This window comes from Paenibacillus sp. FSL L8-0641 (genome assembly GCF_038006265.1).
GTDB lineage: Bacteria > Bacillota > Bacilli > Paenibacillales > Paenibacillaceae > Paenibacillus > Paenibacillus polymyxa_D.
The window spans coordinates 3689293-3707574 of record NZ_JBBOUW010000001.1; the positions used below are offsets into that span (position 1 = coordinate 3689293).

Below are 18282 nucleotides of genomic sequence, written 5' to 3' on the forward strand. Positions count from 1 at the left end.
TAATTCCAGTAAATCTGTTCTTTGGCATCGGCCATTAGTGCAACCTATGCGCCATACCAAAGACCAGGAGCTCACCGTAATCGCTGTCGAAAGAAACAAGAAACCCTGCGTTTTAGTAATCGCAAGGTTTCTTGGTGATCAAAGCTGCTAACGTTGCCGCTACTGCCCTATCGGCAAACTACGCACGTTCTTACTCCAACGGACTAATCCTTTACTAATCGATTAGAAAGCATCAACATGATAAAAGAGAATAAAATGATAACAGCTACCCAGCTCCAAGAGAGTGTCATATTTCCGACCTCGGACGCGGTGTAAATCGCTGTAGACAGGGTTTGGGTCTGTTCAGGAATATTACCTGCGAGCATCAGCGTAGCACCAAATTCCCCTAACCCTCGGGCAAATCCGAGAATGTATCCTGAAATGAGGGGTCGGTAGGCAAGGGGCATCGTAATGTGGCGAAACACTTGCCATTCGTTGGCACCTTGCGCACGTGCAGCCTGCTCTACCTCCGGGTCTACAGCTTCAAAACCTGCTTTAATGGTGCGGTAAGCCAGTGGAAAAGCAACAACTACGGCCGCCACCACTGCAGATCCCCACGTAAATACAATCGTCTGCTGGAACAGGCTTTCGAAGACAGTGCCAATCCAGCTTTTCCTTCCCAGCAAGATGAGCAAAATAAAGCCGACAACAGTGGGCGGCAATACGAGCGGAAGAATTAGGACGGTCTCGATCACGCTGGTTCCCCTCCGCGGCGTGCAGTTCGCCATCATCCGCGCTACCACAGTAGCTAATAAAAAGACGATGATGCTGGCGACGACAGCGACTTTAACAGATACGATAACCGGAGGAAGAAAAGCTGACCAATCCAACGGGACCCCCTCCTTTATCTGCGAATTCTATTTTCCCGTCATTTCTGTAGGGGCTGAAAATCCATCTTTACTGAACACACTCATAGCTTCATCTGTCCGTAGGAAATTAAGAAACTCGCCTGCTTCCTGGCTGTGTTTGGTTGCTTTTACAATGCCTTCAGGATACAGGATGGGTGCATGCAATTCCTCGGGCACTTCCAGTGCTATGACCGTTTTATCGGATGATTTGGCATCCGTTAGATAGACGAGTCCTGCATCGGCGTTGCCTGTTTCAACATAATTTAATACCTGTCTTACGTCCTTGGCGAATACCATCTTAGGTTCCAGCTTGTCCCATAGTCCAGCCTTCGTTAACGATTCTTTAGAATACTGTCCGGCGGGAACGGTAGTAGGCTCCCCAACAGCCACTTTCAGGAAAGAAGGACCCATCAAGTCATTGAGCGTAATGCTTTTGTTATCTGTGCTTTTCGCCTTATCTTGCGGAACAACCACAACCAGTTTATTTTGAAGCAGCACGTTATCCTTTTCCACCAATGAAGCATCGGTTAATGCCTTCATTTGCTTCATGCCTGCCGAAATAAATACGTCAACAGGTGCACCTTGCTCAATTTGTTTTTGTAATGTACCAGATGAAGCGTAGTTAAAGGTAAGTTTGATATCTGGGTGCTGTTTCTCATACTGGCCCTTGAGCGTATTCAGACTATCTTGAAGACTTGCAGCGGCAGATACGACTAGTTCTGTCTTGGGTGCGGACTGTGCCGATTGTACAGCAGCCGGAGACGAACACCCAGCCAGAACCCATGCCAACAATCCAACGAACGTGAATATGTACCCAAATTTCTTTTTCAACTTGTTCTTCCCCTATCCTATAAATTCCAAAATGAGATAGCGAAAATAAGGAAGCATTGTACATCTCATAACGGGTCGAATCTATTGGGTCAACCCAAATATTTGTGATAAATTGATCTCGCCTCGGCGATGTCCTTCGTGCCATGAATTAAGACGCGACCATCCTGAAAAAGAACGATTCGATGCGTCCCGATAACAACGGATACCAGGTATGGATTATGCTCCACTTTGCCCCCCTGACGGGATAACAAACGTGCCGCTTCATTCAGATCACGTACAGCACCCGAAGCCGGGCGGATTTGAACCGTATCTCGTCCGCACAAGACAGCCGTTTTAGCCTGATGCTCCGATTGTAAAAAAGGATACACTGGGTGCTCACCACACGTTGGACAATCGGCTTTCTTCATGGCGCTGATTTGGATTGCCTGATGCTGATTGTTCCACAGATCGAAAGAAATCAGCTTATTTTGCAAAGCCGAATCGTCCCCTGTGAGCAGCTTCAATGCCTCGGCGCTTTGATAAGCCGCTACCATCTGTACAGCCGGGCTAATCACACCGACCGTATCACAGGTTGCACCGCCGAGCGGTACAGTTCCGAGCAGGCAATGCAGGCACGGTGTCTGCCCTGGCACGATGGTAAAGGTTGTCCCATAACTACCTACACATGCCCCGTAAATCCAGGGTATTCTGTGCTTGACCGCATAATCGTTCATAAGCAAACGTGTATCGAAATTGTCAGTGGCATCTACGATGAGATCCACCCCTGCTGCGATATCGTCGATTTCCTCCAGCGAGACGTCCCGGACTAGCGCACGAATGTCCACGTCCGAATTGGTTTGCTGCAATCGCTTCTGCGCGGCCACTGCCTTGGGGATCTGATTACGGGCATCCGCTTCGTCATAGAGCTGTTGGCGCTGCAAATTACTCCAGTCTACATAATCACGGTCTACCAACGTCAGCCGTCCGATGCCCGCTCGCACCAGCATGTCAGCATTGGCAGTGCCCAGTGCGCCGGCCCCCACCATCAGCACGTGCTTACTACGGATATTTTGCTGGCCTGTCGGTCCAATTTTCGAGAATAATTCCTGTCTAGAATAACGGGCATGAGACGCATGCGCATGTGCAGCAACTTCTATTTTCTGGATCTTGTCCATTTCTGACATCGTTGATTTACGCCTCCATACTTATCCATTGATAGCTACAAGTTGATCAGACAAGCTAAAAGCTTAGATGTCCTCGCCCTTATTTGAAAGCTTTGGGGTACTTTGAGGGTTCCAGCCACCCAGCTGATGCCCCTTCCATTCTGAGCCGTCCTCCCACACTTCCTTTTTCCAAATCGGTACGATTTGCTTTAACCGTTCAATGGCATGGCGGCTGGCTTCATAGCAAGTATCGCGGTGTGCAGCTGAGACAGCAATCACCACACTCGTCTCTCCAATTCTTACCGTGCCAAGCCGATGTGTAATCGCAGTACGTGTGGAAGGCCAACGTTCTGCAATTTCGTCACCAATCTGCTTCATCGTGTTCATGGCCATCGGGACATACGCCTCATATTCAAGCAACACCGTTCGCTGACCTTGCGTAAATTCCCGAGTCGTACCATTAAAGGTCAGCGAGGCGCCATGAGAAGGGTCGAGTACCTTTGAGGTTACTTCATCGGCATCAATCGGGTCGTACGTAATGGCAAATAAACCACATTTTGAAACGACCGTCTTCATCCCGGATGCTGACTGATGAAGAGCAATTGCATCTGATGGAAGCACAAGTTCATTTGGAGAAGCCAGCTTTTTATGATGGGTAAAAAAAGAACCTGGCAGTTGTGAAGCCACTTCCGGGTACAGCTCATTCAGCCTTTTTCGAATGTCTGCAATGGTCACCGCTTCCTGTGAAAGTTCTACCGTGATCACATCACCAAGTTGCTCCGCCATATCTGCGAATAGTTGAATACGATATTGCATATGATCTGCCCCCTTGCACCTATTCTATCGAATTCACCTATCCTATTAAATAAAATCTACCCTCCTGAAACCGGAGGAATAATCGCAATCTCATCATGTATACTCACGAGGTCCTCAGGAGCGGCGTAGGCTTGATTTCTGGCAACAAAAGAACCCTGCAACTGAGCTGCTGATTCAGGGAAACGCTCGGATAGCAAGTCTTTTAATGCGGCAACGGTCATCGTTTCTTGCTCAGTAGGCACCATAATTATAGGCCCTCCCATCTGTTCCGCAAGTCCAGCAAATACTTGAATATGATAGTTCATTTAACATCCCCTCCTTTTCAGTACAGTGACTGCCCACCACATATGTACCAAGAAAAACCAACATGAATGAATACCTCGAAAGGTTTTATTCCATGCTGGTTAACTATGACGGTGTACATTGAAGATTATTATATTATATTTTAGATTCAACCAGTTCATCAATCCGTTCGGTATGCGTATATACATTCAGAGAACGACTGCGTATAAAGCCAACGGTCGTAATCCCCAGGTCCTCAGCCAACTCAAGTGCAAGCTCTGTGGGAGCTGACTTGGACAAAACAACTTCACAGCCAATCTTCGCAACCTTCAACAAAATTTCAGACGAAATGCGTCCGCTGAATACTATGATTTTGTCTTGTAATACAATATCATGTTTTAGGCAATGCCCATAGATTTTATCCAGCGCATTGTGTCGGCCGATATCTATTCTGGATAGGATCATCCCGTTTTTATCGCACAGCGCTGCATTATGAACCCCACCGGTCTCCTGAAACGTAAGTGCCGAGTTTTGCATTAAATTCATCAAACGGAAACAATCGTCAAAAGACAGCGTAACATGGGTGTCATTCATTCTTTTTGCCACTTTGGCATCATTGATAAAATAAAAGCCCTGTCTACTTTTTCCGCAGCAGGAGGTAATGTACCGTTTGGAATGAAAGTTTTGATAAAACTCATTCATTCGACGGGTTTTAATATGAACAAAGCCTTCTTTTTCCTGAACCCAAATATCTTCGATATCATCGTACCGTTGAATGACGCCTTCAGAGGCCAAAAAACCTACTGCCATATCCTCCACATACTCCGGTGTACAAACCATGGTAGCAAATTCCTGCTGATTGATTTTGATGGTCACCGGATGCTCCGTCACCACCGTGTCTTCAAAACGCTTGATCTGACCGTCACGATAACGGAAAATCTCACGTTTCACCTCAGCTGGCTTTTCCATGTGCTCCACTCCCTCATTTCTGACAGGCTGGCTCTCCGGCTCACCCGCCGATGTGTGACATTTCAATTTTAGACGTTGCTTGCTGTGTATGATTCAGTCGTTCCTCTGAATAACGATCGGTACGTTCTCTCCAAACACGCTCAATGTAAGCTCTAATCTCGTCATCGGACTGTTCGGAACGTAGCATCGCGCGAAGCTTGTACCCTTGAGAGGCAAACAGGCACGTATACAAGGAGCCTTCAGCAGAAATTCTCGCTCGTGTACAGGTAGAGCAGAAGGCGTCCGTAACAGACGAAATAATACCGATTTCCCCGTCTCTGTCCTGATACCTGTAGCGCGTCGCCACCTCACCTTTGTACTGGGGTGCGACAGGCTCTAACGGCATATGCTCGTGAATGGCTTCGATGATCTGCTGCTTGGAAACGACCTGATCCAATTTCCAGCCATTGGTGTTGCCTACATCCATAAACTCAACAAAACGTAAAATATGCTTTTTCTTTTGGAAATAGTCGGCCATGGGAACAATATCCTGATCGTTAAAGCCCTTTTGCACGACCATATTTATTTTCACCTGCATCCCTGCTTGATCCGCAGCCTCAATACCATCCAGCACCGCCTTTACGCTGCTTCTGCCCCCGTTCATTTGGCGGAACCGATCATCATCGAGCGAATCCAGACTAACCGTCACTCTCTTCAGTCCCGCCTCTCGCAGTGCTGCAGCATATTTAGGCAAAAATACGCCGTTTGTCGTCATTGCAATATCTTCAACCCCATCGAGTTGAGTTAACGAATGAATAAGCGAGGACAAATTTTTCCTCAGCAACGGCTCACCACCAGTAATACGCAGCTTCGTAACGCCCAGCGAGACAAAAATACGGGAAAGGCGTGTGATTTCCTCAAAGGTCAATATTTTCTCTTTTGGCAAAAACGGATAGTCATGGCCAAATATTTCTTCCGGCATACAATATCGGCACCGAAAATTACATCGGTCTATGACGGATATTCTTAAGTCCCGTAACGGACGATTCCATTGATCGTCGCTCCGGTTCGCCATCCTGTTCACCTCAATCCGTCTTCATTAATAAAACTCTTTACCCTTTAAATCGGAACGGTATTTCCATTCATTTTATACTGAACCAAAAAACCGGCATCACAACAACTTCTTCGCTTATGAATATCGAAGAATCTGCTAAATGCCGGTTAATTTATCTACATCAGGATTTTACAAATCCTACATCATGCGATATAGAAAAATCAAACTAACAAGCGCTGCGACAAATAAAATATACGCGATTCCCACGCACACTCCATTTACGATTGCTCAGAAATAGACTACATTCCTATTGTTAGCAATCCTGGAACGTTTGTCAATGATTTTTCGTTTTCTCAAACGATAATCATTATCAATTAAAAAATTAGTAATGTACCGTTGAACTATCTTAAATTTTACGTTATAGTTACACGAGATAACATGCAGAAAATGACATATCTAAGTTATTCAGAAGTTATTGATATACAGACGGTGCGTACTGTTTGTTATTAATACATATTCAAATGGCGGATTGGCCTCCAGGACCTAGAGCTTGGTCACTACTCCACCATAAACACAAGTGCTGGAACATGAGCACTTGTGTTTATGGTGGAGTTTTTTTATTCCTAATTTTTAAATTTAAAATCTGAAAGGAGCCTGAACCGTGACTGATAGTACGATCAAAATTACATTAAACGGACAGGAACTGAAAACGAAGAGCAGCGCAACGATTCTTGAAGTGATTAACGAAAACAATATCGCCCATCCCCAGCTGTGTTACGTTCCCGAAGTCGATCCGATCCGTACCTGTGACACATGTATCGTGGAAGTGGACGGAAAACTTATGCGTTCTTGCTCGACATTGGCTTCGGATGGAATGAATATTCATTTACATTCGGATCGCGCGAAAGCAGCTCAAACCGAGGCTATGGACCGATTGCTGGAAAATCATCTCCTCTACTGCACCGTATGCGATAATAACAACGGTAATTGTACTTTGCATAATACAGCAGAGCTTATGGAAATTGAACATCAAAAATATCCATATCAACCGAAAGTTGACCCAACAGAAGTAGATATGTCTCATCCCTTCTACCGATATGACCCCAATCAATGTATTGCATGCGGCCAATGCGTAGAGGTATGCCAAAACCTTCAGGTTAATGAAACGCTGTCCCTCGACTGGGAGGCTGAACGTCCTCGCGTCATATGGGATGACCGGGTTGCGATTAACGAATCCTCCTGCGTTAGCTGTGGTCAGTGTGTAACCGTCTGTCCATGTAATGCCTTGATGGAGAAATCTATGCTGGGAGAAGCAGGCTTCATGAGTGGCATGAGCAAGGATTTATTAAATCCGATGGTGGATTTAATAAAGGAAGTGGAACCGGGCTATAGTGGGATTTTTGCTATTTCCGAAGCCGAAGCAGCGATGCGCGAAACCCGTACGCAAAAAACGAAAACCGTCTGTACGTTTTGCGGTGTAGGTTGCAGCTTTGAGGTTTGGACCAAAGGCCGCAAAATTTTGAAGGTACAACCTACCTCTGAGGGACCTGTTAACGGTATCTCGACATGCGTAAAAGGAAAATTCGGCTGGGATTTTGTAAACAGCGATCAGCGTCTGACCTCCCCTTTAATTCGTCAAGGTGACGAATTTGTGGAAGCAACCTGGGAAGAAGCACTGAGCCTGATGGCCAGTAAAATGGGAGCTATTCAAGAAACTTACGGTGGCGAAGCACTCGGCTTTATTTCTTCGTCCAAATTTACCAATGAAGAAAACTATTTGATGCAGAAGTTGGCTCGTCAGGTCTTCCAAACGAATAACGTCGATAATTGCTCACGGTATTGCCAATCTCCTGCGTCATGGGGGCTGCAATACACCGGAGGCATCGGTGGAGACAGCGGTACGATTAAAGATATTGCCAAAGCAGGTTTGGTCATGCTGGTCGGTTGCGCGCCGGGAGAAGGTCATCCCGTGCTGGCTACGCGTATCAAACGTGCGCATAAGCTGCACGGTCAAAAGTTAATCTCGGTCGACCTGCGCAAGCATGAAATGGCAGAACGCGCTGATCTGTTCATTCGTCCGAAGCAAGGTACTGATTATGTATGGTTATCCGCTGTAGCCAAATACATCATTGAGCAAAACTGGCATGATGCAAAATTCATTGAAGAGCATGTAAACTTCTATCCTGAATATTTGAAATTGCTAGAGCGATTCACCCTGGACTTTGCCGAACAGGAAACTGGTATTTCCAAAGAGACACTGATTCAGGTAGCGACTATGATTCACGAAGCCGACGGCACTGCCATTTGCTGGGGCATGGGTGTGACGCAAAACATCGCAGGCTCTTACACTTCGATTGCGATTGCCAATCTGCTGCTGGTGACTGGAAACTTTATGCGTCCGGGTGCAGGCGCATATCCGCTTCGCGGACATAACAATGTTCAGGGTGCTGCCGATATGGGTACGATGCCGGATATTTTCCCGGGCTATCAGCCCGTGACGAACGATGACATTCGTGCCAAGTTTGAAGCGGCCTACGGTGTACAAATCCCAGGTCAGCGCGGACTGGACAACATTCAGATGCTAGAAGCCATTGAAACAGGTAAGCTCAAAGCGATGTATATCGCTGGAGAAGAGATGGCATGGGTGGATGCCGACTCCAACCATACCCAAGAAATGCTGGCGAATTTGGATTTCCTTGTCGTTCAAGATGTATTTCTGAGCAAGACAGCTGAATTCGCTGACGTCATTTTGCCAGCCGTACCTTCACTCGAAAAAGACGGAACCTTTACGAACACTGAACGTCGTGTCCAGCGTTTATACGAAGCACTCCGCCCTATGGGAGACAGTAAACCGGATTGGTGGATTTTCAGCCAATTTGCCAAGCATATGGGATTTGATTGGGATTACAGCCATCCAAGTGAAATTTTTGAGGAAATGGCGTCGCTCACTCCATTTTTCTCCCAATGTAATTATGACGTATTGGAAGGCTGGAACAGCTTCCACTGGGGATCGCCGGATGGTAGCAATACACCGCTGCTGCACACCAACGGCTTTAACTTTCCAGATAAAAAAGCGCGTTTGGGACTTTTCGAATATGTACCACCAAAAGAGTACCCTGTTGAATTCGATCTGACCTTAAATAATGGTCGACTGCTCGAACAGTTTCATGAGGGAAATATGACGACCAAATCGGCAGGCATTCAGCTCAAACTCCCAAAAGTATTTGTGGAAGTGTCACCTGAATTGGCTGAGGAGCGCGGAATCCATAATGGATCGCTGGTTCGACTGGAATCCCCTTATGGTGCGGTCAAGCTACGAGTTCTGGTGACAGACCGGGTGCAAGGAACTGAAATTTATGTGCCGATGCACTCTACCAGCCATGATAGTGCGGTCAATCTGTTAACTGGAGGAGCGTTCGATGTGGTCACCCGCACACCGGCCTATAAACAAGCCAAAGTACGGATGCAAATTTTGGAGGTAGACGGTCAAAATCCACTGCCACGTATCAATCCGCGTTACAAAAAGCGTCATCCGCAAAATGGGGTTGAAGTGGACCGCAAGTGGAATCGTCCCGGTTACGTCGATTTGGTGGATCAAAAATAAGGAGGTCAAGCCGTGGCTAAGCCTATTTCAATTGTGAGAAAACGTGTTTTGACAGAAGAAGAACGCCAAAAACAATCGCTGGATCAGCTTACTGCTGATCTGGCGGACAATGGAGCGGCACTGCAGAAGACACTTGAAATCGTACGTGAGCTGCACGATAGTGGTCTTCTCGAAGCAGCCCAGTCTATGCTAAAGGCTAAAGAAAGCATCGCCAAAATCGCTGTAGGACAAGCGACGCGTAAGCCTGTGACGAACATCATCAATAATCTCATGGGAGCAGCCGGAATGCTGTCTGAGGTAGACCCCGAGCTGATGAAAAAGCTGACAAACAGCGTTACTAATGGCCTGAACGAAGCCAATGAACATCTAAAACAGAATAAAAAGACTCGTCTGCGCGATCTTATGAAGGCGATGAATGATCCAGATGTAAACCGTGCAATGGGATTTGGCATTCATTTTCTCAAAGGAGTGGGAAAAAGTTTGTCAGATAAATAACTTATAGAGCGTGAGGGTTGAAGACTAGTAACAATGACAATAAAAAGAGCTGGCTCCGAAAACGGGGGCAGCTCTTTTTATTTATTTTTTATCCACTTGCAATAGCGTCACCGTTTTAAGAGAAACAGCATCTTTTATTTGCTCCTCTGCGATGACCTTGAGCTTAAGCAAACTGGCAATCTTCGACGTATCCGGCTTGGAAAACAAGCGCCATAGCTGCGGATCAGGCAGTGAATCATACAGCTTTGTATGATCGTATTCCTTACGGTGCTGCTGCACAATCTTGACCCGATAGTTGCCAATTTCCCAATCTGACACTTCCTGCTGCGCACAATGAGCGGTAATGTCATTACGCAAATCAGTCAGTTCACCTTCAATTTCTTTTTGCTTTTGCTTTAACTGGTAGTATCGGCGCACCTTGTTTTCCAATCCCATCACGCTCCTCTGCTTACATATGTATGTTTGCAGAAGTGTTTTAGGACAAGTTTTGTGATGTTAGGATTGAAGGCATAACTGCAAAAGCATTTCCCGGGTAATGGAAAGATTTTAGGATACTGCAAAATCCTTATTTAGATATATTCGCTCCTGGATTTACAGGCCCTGCTCCTCGGGATTTCTCCTTACGCTTCATATAATTGGCCCAGTATGCCGTCAGAATAGGTACCAAAATCGAGGTCACAATGACCGAAGCGGCAACTAATGCCGTTGCAGATTGCGCAACAGGCAGGAACTCAGGCTTGATATTGGCGACAATGACTGGGTTCGCTACTGCTGCACCTGCTGTACTGGAAGCTGCGATCCCTGCTGTACCGTTGCCACCACCGATATATTTGTCCGTCAAAATTAGTGGAATACCTGTAACGAGAATGACAAAAATACCCAATAAAATACCAAGCATACCTGTCTGGACAATGACACTCAAGTCAATGGAACACCCAAGTGCAAAACCGAAAAATGGAATTAAGGCTTGCGTTGCGTTCCCAAAATACTTTCGGAAATCATGATCCAGATTGCCCAACATAAAGCCGATCAAAAATGGTAATACCGCCCCCACAAATGTCTGCGGTTCGAAAACGGCCAGTCCGGTGCTACCCAAAATAATCATGGTCACTAATGGACCCGATTCCAGTGACATCAGTACAAATGCTCCCGCCTCTTCCTTGGAGCCATACTGCTGCATAATGGAGGCGTATAACCCGCCGTTCGTCATATCCATAGCCGAGATCAGCGCCAGCACCGACAAACCTGCAAATAGCCCACTTTCTACACCCCCAACAGGCAGCAATCTGGATGCAATGATCGCCACTACCCACGCGACCGCGATTTTAGTCAATACGAGCGTTCCTGATTTACGCAGCACAGTACCCGTCGCTCGCACATCTATAGAAGCCCCCATACAAAAAAACCACACTGCTAAAATGGGTACCGTACCTGTCATCAGCCCCTTGGTAAAAGATCCAAAATAGTCGCCTGCCCATGGAGTAAATGTATGAAAAAGCGCGCCAATAAACAGCGGCACCAGCATAATGCCCCCTGGAATTTTATCAATGTTTTGTTTGATTTTCATAACTTCGTTCAACCCTTTCGTTTTTGCCAATGCAAAAACAAGGCCGTGTCACTTGCGGCTCAAACCGAGCTCGGGAATCAGTCTCGCGAAGGTATCATGACTCTCCTTCAGTTGTCGCGCGAATGCGTCTGCATCCTGGACACGCAATCCCAACCCATGCTTACGCATTTCCTCCCTGAATTCCTCGTCTTTCGTTCCCTTGATCAGTGCATCCGTTAGCGTTTGAGCAACTGCATCCGGTGTATCCTTAGGCACAGCCAGCCCTCTCCAAGTGCCGATAAAATGTACACGCAGCCCAGTGGCTTGCTGTAGTGTCGGCACTTTTGGAAACGCTTCCGAAATAGTGTCTGACTGAATCGCCAGTATGCGAAGTTTCCCTTCGTCCACGTATTTCTTCACTTCTGCGGGACTGACGGGTACAGCATCCACAAATCCGCTCATTAAAGCGGAGACGGCTGGGCCTGCTCCCTCATAAGGAATATGGGTAAAGCGGACTCTGCTTTTCTGCTCCAGCATTGCGGCAGCAAGGTGCCATATGCTCCCTGTGCCTGCATTCCCCATTTTAAGCTTGCCGGGATGGGCCTCAGCATCCTCCAAAAATGCCTCTGCTGTCTTCCATGGTGCATCCGCCCGGACCGTAATGGCGGAAGGGTCCATATTGGTTTGAAGCAGCGGCTTAAATCGCTCATAGGTGAGCGGTAGCAGTCCCAAATGAGGCAACGTAGTCAGCTCAGCGACCAGATACGTTACGGTATAACCGTCCGCCTGCGCCTCAGCCCCTTCCATCAGCCCGACAGAACCGCCTCCTCCCGTTCGATTAACGACGATGATCGGCTGATCGAGATGCTTTTCGGCGGCTTTCGCCAACGCTCTCGCGGTAATATCTGTACCGCCTCCGGCTGCATAGGGAACGACGAGGGTTATTGGCTTCGTAGGAAATATACGGCTGTGATCCTGCAGGGTGCGGTGATCCACATATTCACTGATACTCAAGGCAGAAAGCATAGCTACTCCCGCCGCAACCAGCACATATTTTTGCCATGGCTTTTTCTTCATTACGTTTCCTCTTCTCCAAAAATGAACTGGGCCCGTCATGCGCCCGTTTTCACCTCCAACGTTTTCGGTCTTGTTGTTTGCGTTTACATGAAGTCAATGTACCGCAACGTGGAGGGCTACAGCTATCGCTTAATCTTCGTATTTATCTTCTATTTCGCCAAAGTATCGGCCTTTTGACCGATCTGCATATTCATTGGAAGATTTGCTGATTTGTCTGAATTTCCCTGGGGTCACTTGCTTATGCTTGCGGAATACCCGAATAAAACTGTTCTCATTTCGGTATCCGACCTGCTCTGCAATTTCACTGATTTTCAAATGGGTTTCACATAGTAGAGTGCTTGCCTTTTTTACGCGTAATCCAGTCAAATAATCGTAAACGGTGGTCCCTGTTTCTTCCTTGAACATACTGCTCACCGAGGACACGCTCATGTGAACATGATCCGCAATTTCCTGAAGCCCGATGTTCAAATGCAAATGATGTTCCATATATTCGATCATCTCTTGTACACGCACAAAATCTTTGGACTGAATACGTCCGTGCCATTTTTCTTCAATATCAGTCAACATAGTGACCAGCAATACCTCAATGTCTTGAAGGTCTAGCGTCAGAATCTGATTCCAGTGGTAATCAGCAAGCTGATCCGGCGGCGTCACACTCTGAGTGGCACACCATTTCAGCAAATCTTCCAGCAATTCATGAACAAACAAGTAGACCTGGGCTGGGGATGTTCTGTGGAGTCGAAGTTCTTCTACCCAGTGGCTGATTAGCTTTACACTTGCACCCGGTTCCTGCGACTCCAGGGCATGAATTATTTCCACACGCCGATCGTCCAACAATGTTGAATCCTGAATTTGCTCCTTTGACTGTTCATCCACTGTATTATCCTTTTTCACACTTATATCGCTGTCCATATTCGTATATGAACGTCCATACCCCTCATACAAACGCAAATTAAGGGCATCTTTTCCTTTTATAAAAGATGCCCGTGCCTCTTGAATATCCGTGACCATATGACCAATCCCTATAGAAATGGTCAAAGGAAGATACTCACCGACAACCTGAATCAGTCTATCAACGCTTTTGTGAAGCAAAATACTCTCTTGGAGGGCAGTCTCCGAACCAACTTCAACTTCATTCGAACTCTCGCTGTACTGTAACAGCACAATAAAACCACTTTCCTCTTCCGGCGAGCATACTGCTTTCCAGTAAGGTTCAAGCATCTCTAGCAAAATATTGTTCAGCGCATACTTGAGCAGCATTTTATCCTCTTCTGGAAAGCTTGCAGCCCACGCAGAATATCGGTCGATGGACACGATTATGACAAACAAAGAATTACCGTCCCAATCGGAAAAATACTGTTCCCATTTCATACGCATTTCCTGTATGCCCATTCTACGCTGGATGACATCTTCCATATATTTGGAACGCAGCTCCGGCAGGCTTCGCTCTACCACCAATGATTTGCGATGAAACTCTCCAACCAGTTTGCTAATCACAGGTTCCAGGTCATACAATCCTCCTTGGCGCGTTCCCTTATTACCCGAATTCAATAGGCTATTAATTTTTTTCATGGGGCGAAAAGCTGCATAGTTGTAATAGTAAACTGCTGAGCACCCAGCCAGTATGGAGATAAAGGCCAGCCACAGCATCATATTGCGCGCCAGCTTTACATTTTTTAGCAGCTTGTCCATCGGAACGAGCGAGACTAGACGCCAGCCCGTTACATCAGAAAAGGTTTGGTTCGCCATATATTCCATATTCCCTATCTCCACATAAGCATAGGGGCTCACATCCAGCTCTTTCAAAACCCTGCCCATATCATTTAAGGGTAAGGACAATCTCAGCTTGGGATAGATCAACTCGCCCTCCAGATCATACACGTATTGCGAGTTGGATAAATGAATATATAGTTTGGAGAAAAAACGGTCGTAATCCAGATTGATTAGCACCGCACCCATGACCTGACCATTCTCTACTATGGGCCTGGCCAGCGAAAGCAGCTCTAACGTCCCCTGCTCACGATCGGTGCCGTACCATCTCCGCTTAATCAACAACGGCTTTTTTTGAATGTCCTGAATCCAGGGAACCCATGTGGTATCCGGCGCCTGCTTCCAATCAGGCATGTAACCATAATTGCTGGATACGAGAGCATGATTGTCCAAAGAAATCACTTCAACCGAATAAATTTCTTCGTGTGAAGAAAGGGTTTTCAAGTATTTATGAAGCCGATCTATGACGGAGGCGTTATCTTCCAGCGATTTCCTATCCGTTTGGACACGTACAAAAGCCTCTACATCCGGATGATATGCTGCATCCAGCGCCTTGTTATCAGACTCACGAAAAGCCCGATTGGTTACATCCAGATTGATTTGCAATAATTCTATATTGGGTGTGTTCAACTCGGTATCCAAACCTTCACGGTATCCTGAATACGATAGTAAGCCGATCACGCTAATCACGAGCGACACACACAAAGTGAGCAGTAGAATCAGTCTTGTCTGTTTATTTTTCAGTATCAATCGAAGCTTAAGTCGCAACATTCCCGTAACTTCATCCTTCCGGACTTCGTTGTCCATCTTCCTCTTGCCCATATACGTGGTGATATATTCTCCCTAAATCTATTTGACGTAAGAGTTGGAATTCCCTGCCTATGTAAATCAAACTTAATAAAACTTCATATGAGTACATCATTAAAATAAAAAAAGAAGAAGTCTCCCTGTGTTAGGTAGAACTTCTTCTTTGGCTGCTTATATTCATTATTCAGCAAAAACAGATACTCGCTTCACAGGTTTTAGCTTGTCTTTTCCACCTGAAAACGATCCAGTTCCCGCTGCATTTCCTCGCGAATCTGACGAAGCTCTTTTACCTTCTCAGCCGATTCCTCAAATGAACGCTTCTGCTCTACCGTGGAAGCTGTAATCTCTTCGCTGCCTGCGGCGGATTGCTGAGTGATTGCGCTGATATTTTCGATAGCTTGCTGCACCTGTACGCTCAATTCTCGCGATACATTCATGTCCGTTGATAGCTTGCTGACTTGGCCGGCAATTTGCTGCACTTTGCCACTAATCTCTGTAAACGATTCTCCGGTCGAGGAGGTTGCCTTCTCCTGCTCACGGAACAGCTCCTGACTTTGCGCCACAGAAGTCTTCACTTTATCCATAGCCTGCGTAATACCGTCAACTGCGGTATAAATTTTCTTTACAGCAGACTCTGATTGATTCGCCAGCTTTTTCACTTCATTGGCAACCACAGCAAAACCTTTTCCTGCTTCACCCGCACGTGCAGCCTCAATAGAAGCATTCAAGGACAACAGCGATGTTTGGCTCGCAATTTCGGATACGTATCCAGTCATGGTTGTAATCTCGGCTGCATTAGCTTCCAGCTCCTTGACTGTCTGCTCCACTTCGGACATGGCTGAACGATTTTCTGCAACAATACGCAGTTGATCGCTCATGACCCGCGTACCCTGCTCAATGACACGCAAAGCATCCTCACTATACGCGGTCGATTGAGTGGTCTCCAGCAGATTCGATTCAAACTTTTGCTGCATCTCGTCCACAACACCAACTGTCGACGACAGATCCTCAGCAATTTTCTGACTGCCTATCGCCAGTTCCTCTGTTGACGTGCTGACTTGTGTCACAATTTCCTTCATGGCCTCATTATGGTGATCAATATCCCGAGCCATCAGATCGACACGATTACCCGCCTGATCAATGGAGAGTACAATGCTGCGCAAGTTCCCGATCATTACCCGGAAAGATTCATTGAGCTCGTCCAGCTCATCGCGTCCCTTCGTTTGTGCGAGCTGAACGGTCAGATTCCCCTCGGCAATTTGCTTTGCGGCATCCGTTAACTTACGTGTTCTAAGGGCAAGCTGCCTGGAGGTGTATGTATTATATAGCCCAACTGCCACCAGAAGTAAAACTGCACCTGCTAAGGCCAATTGCCAAGTAAAACGAATGCTCTTGGTCAAATCTTCTGTGTATTGGTCATAACGTGCCTTGGTCAGCAGATCCAGCATAAAAACATCGTTCTGAATCCCCTGGGCGCGCATGGCCTCCCGCTTGGACTCCGGACTGTTTTGGGTACTCATTGCTTTCTCCGTTGCTACTTTCAATTGGCTGAATTTTGTTTTAATCGTATTCAGTCGTTTTTGCTGTTCTTCGGTCTGCATCATGCCCTGTGAAAGCAAAGCAATCGTCTTTTCAGACTGAGTCAGTTGATTTTGCACATCAGCTTTGTTGCTCTCTGTCATGGAAGCAGAATAATTTTGCAACGCCTGTCCCGACTGAATCAAATAGGCATTGAGCTGCTGTACATTCAACATAGCCGGAACCAAATTACTACTTTGCGAGTTAATACGAATTAATTCAAAAATGATATATGCCACTAAAGCCAGACAAGCGATCAAGGAAATCATCGCATTCAGCACCAGTTTACCTTGCAGTTTCATCAGCTTTCATCCTCCGTTTGCGAAAATTTATTGGGTGGGAACAGTAAGTGTGCCGGATTTGATTTTTTCCTTTAAATCATCCAACAACTTTTGCTGATCCGGACTCAGTGTCACGACACGAATAGGCGCTAAACCTACGCCATCTTCTGCAAGACCAAACACCATATCCTTCTCCGTAAATTTTCTTTGATGATCTGCAAAGCCTTTGACTGCTGTATAAATTGCAATGTCTACATTTTTAAACATCGAGGTCACTACCGCCTTTTCCGCAATAAAAAACTGGTCGCTATCGACCCCGATGGCTAATTTTTGCTGTTTTTGCGCTTCCTGTAGCGCACCTACGCCCGTGAGACCTGCGGCTGCAAAGATAACATCAATCTGATCCTGATTAATCATGTCATCTGCAATTTTCGTACCCAGTTCCGGCTTTCCAAAATCTCCTGCATACGTTGCAGTAACTTTGGCATTAGGCTTGACTGATTGCACCCCTGCGCGGTACCCAATTTCAAATTTTTTCAACAGAGGAGATTCCGCACCTCCAAGAAAACCCACCTGTTCGGTGCGACTCGTCAAACCGGCAACGACCCCAGCCATAAAACTGCCCTCTTCTGCTTTGAAGCTAATAGAGGCCACATTCGGTAAATCTGATTTCTCATCCACGATTAAAAATTTACGGTCTGGGTATTTTTTGGCAATGGATTCCATACTGTCCTTCACCATATAACCCAACCCAATGATTAAATCCGCTTTTTCTTGAGCAAGCTGCTCAAAAGCCGCATCATACGTCTTGGTCTCCGTTATTTCCCGGTATTCAAAAACAATCTTCCCCTCATCCCGTGCCTTGACCAAACCTCGAAAAGCCGCGTCGCTGTAAGATTGGTCACCCAGACCAATATCTGACAGTACGATTCCCACCTTAATGGGTTCGGCCTTGGTTTGTACGTCTGATTGCCCACATGCACTTACCAATAATGCAAAGATCGTGACAATGGGAATCCACCTAAAAGTTAATAATAGAGCTCGTTTCTTCATGACATATCACCTCAACATAAAATGCAAATCCCCAACATCTTTATATCGGTTATAAAAGCATATTTTTTCATAAGAGTTTCTGTAAATTCATTGTTAATAGAAGTGTGATAA

Annotated in this window: 15 protein-coding genes; 2 read left to right on the forward strand and 13 right to left on the reverse strand. The window is 46.3% G+C overall.

Annotated elements, in window-relative coordinates; translation table 11 throughout:
* Positions 1–203: 203 nt before the first annotated feature.
* The 7 genes from modB to moaA all read right to left on the reverse strand — a co-directional run bounded on the left by modB (position 204) and on the right by moaA (position 5981).
* Positions 204–869 (reverse strand): molybdate ABC transporter permease subunit, encoded by a 666-nt coding sequence (gene modB, locus MKY16_RS16655; RefSeq protein ID WP_029515412.1) that lies wholly within the window; start codon positions 867–869, stop codon positions 204–206.
* A gap of 27 nt (positions 870–896) precedes the next feature.
* On the reverse strand, positions 897–1718 hold the full coding sequence (gene modA / locus MKY16_RS16660) for a molybdate ABC transporter substrate-binding protein (RefSeq protein ID WP_029515413.1): 822 nt from the start codon (positions 1716–1718) through the stop codon (positions 897–899).
* An 89-nt stretch (positions 1719–1807) separates the two neighbouring features.
* Positions 1808–2881 (reverse strand): thiazole biosynthesis adenylyltransferase ThiF, encoded by a 1074-nt coding sequence (locus MKY16_RS16665; RefSeq protein WP_340956217.1) that lies wholly within the window; start codon positions 2879–2881, stop codon positions 1808–1810.
* A 63-nt stretch (positions 2882–2944) separates the two neighbouring features.
* A complete protein-coding gene (locus tag MKY16_RS16670; RefSeq protein WP_340956219.1) occupies positions 2945–3676 on the reverse strand; it encodes a molybdenum cofactor biosynthesis protein in 732 nt (243 codons plus the stop codon).
* Positions 3677–3732: 56 nt separating this feature from the next.
* On the reverse strand, positions 3733–3981 hold the full coding sequence (locus tag MKY16_RS16675) for a MoaD/ThiS family protein (RefSeq protein WP_039274509.1): 249 nt from the start codon (positions 3979–3981) through the stop codon (positions 3733–3735).
* Between the two features lie 133 nt (positions 3982–4114).
* A complete protein-coding gene (gene fdhD / locus MKY16_RS16680; protein WP_039274507.1) occupies positions 4115–4927 on the reverse strand; it encodes a formate dehydrogenase accessory sulfurtransferase FdhD in 813 nt (270 codons plus the stop codon).
* Between the two features lie 40 nt (positions 4928–4967).
* Positions 4968–5981: a GTP 3',8-cyclase MoaA gene (gene moaA / locus MKY16_RS16685; protein WP_039274505.1), complete on the reverse strand. Its 1014-nt coding sequence runs from the start codon at positions 5979–5981 to the stop codon at positions 4968–4970.
* A gap of 640 nt (positions 5982–6621) precedes the next feature.
* Between moaA and fdhF the strand changes: the two genes are divergently transcribed.
* Positions 6622–9564, forward strand: coding sequence for a formate dehydrogenase subunit alpha (gene fdhF / locus MKY16_RS16690; RefSeq protein ID WP_340956221.1), 2943 nt, complete (start codon positions 6622–6624; stop codon positions 9562–9564).
* A 12-nt stretch (positions 9565–9576) separates the two neighbouring features.
* Complete coding sequence (locus MKY16_RS16695; protein WP_209950168.1) at positions 9577–10059, forward strand: DUF1641 domain-containing protein; 483 nt, start codon at positions 9577–9579, stop codon at positions 10057–10059.
* A gap of 81 nt (positions 10060–10140) precedes the next feature.
* On the opposite strand, the gene MKY16_RS16700 is transcribed toward MKY16_RS16695, so the two are convergent.
* The 6 genes from MKY16_RS16700 to MKY16_RS16725 all read right to left on the reverse strand — a co-directional run bounded on the left by MKY16_RS16700 (position 10141) and on the right by MKY16_RS16725 (position 18171).
* Positions 10141–10494 carry a hypothetical protein gene (locus MKY16_RS16700; RefSeq protein ID WP_029515421.1) on the reverse strand — a complete coding sequence of 118 codons (354 nt, stop codon included), beginning with the start codon at positions 10492–10494 and terminating at the stop codon, positions 10141–10143.
* A 130-nt stretch (positions 10495–10624) separates the two neighbouring features.
* On the reverse strand, positions 10625–11626 hold the full coding sequence (gene kdgT, locus MKY16_RS16705) for a 2-keto-3-deoxygluconate transporter (RefSeq protein WP_340956224.1): 1002 nt from the start codon (positions 11624–11626) through the stop codon (positions 10625–10627).
* A 48-nt stretch (positions 11627–11674) separates the two neighbouring features.
* A complete protein-coding gene (locus MKY16_RS16710) occupies positions 11675–12682 on the reverse strand; it encodes a tripartite tricarboxylate transporter substrate binding protein (protein WP_340956226.1) in 1008 nt (335 codons plus the stop codon).
* Between the two features lie 129 nt (positions 12683–12811).
* Complete coding sequence (locus MKY16_RS16715; RefSeq protein ID WP_340956228.1) at positions 12812–15259, reverse strand: AraC family transcriptional regulator; 2448 nt, start codon at positions 15257–15259, stop codon at positions 12812–12814.
* A 215-nt stretch (positions 15260–15474) separates the two neighbouring features.
* On the reverse strand, positions 15475–17139 hold the full coding sequence (locus MKY16_RS16720; RefSeq protein ID WP_029515425.1) for a methyl-accepting chemotaxis protein: 1665 nt from the start codon (positions 17137–17139) through the stop codon (positions 15475–15477).
* Between the two features lie 27 nt (positions 17140–17166).
* Positions 17167–18171, reverse strand: a complete 1005-nt coding sequence (locus MKY16_RS16725; protein ID WP_029515426.1) for a BMP family lipoprotein — start codon at positions 18169–18171, stop codon at positions 17167–17169.
* Between the last annotated feature and the right edge of the window lie 111 nt (positions 18172–18282).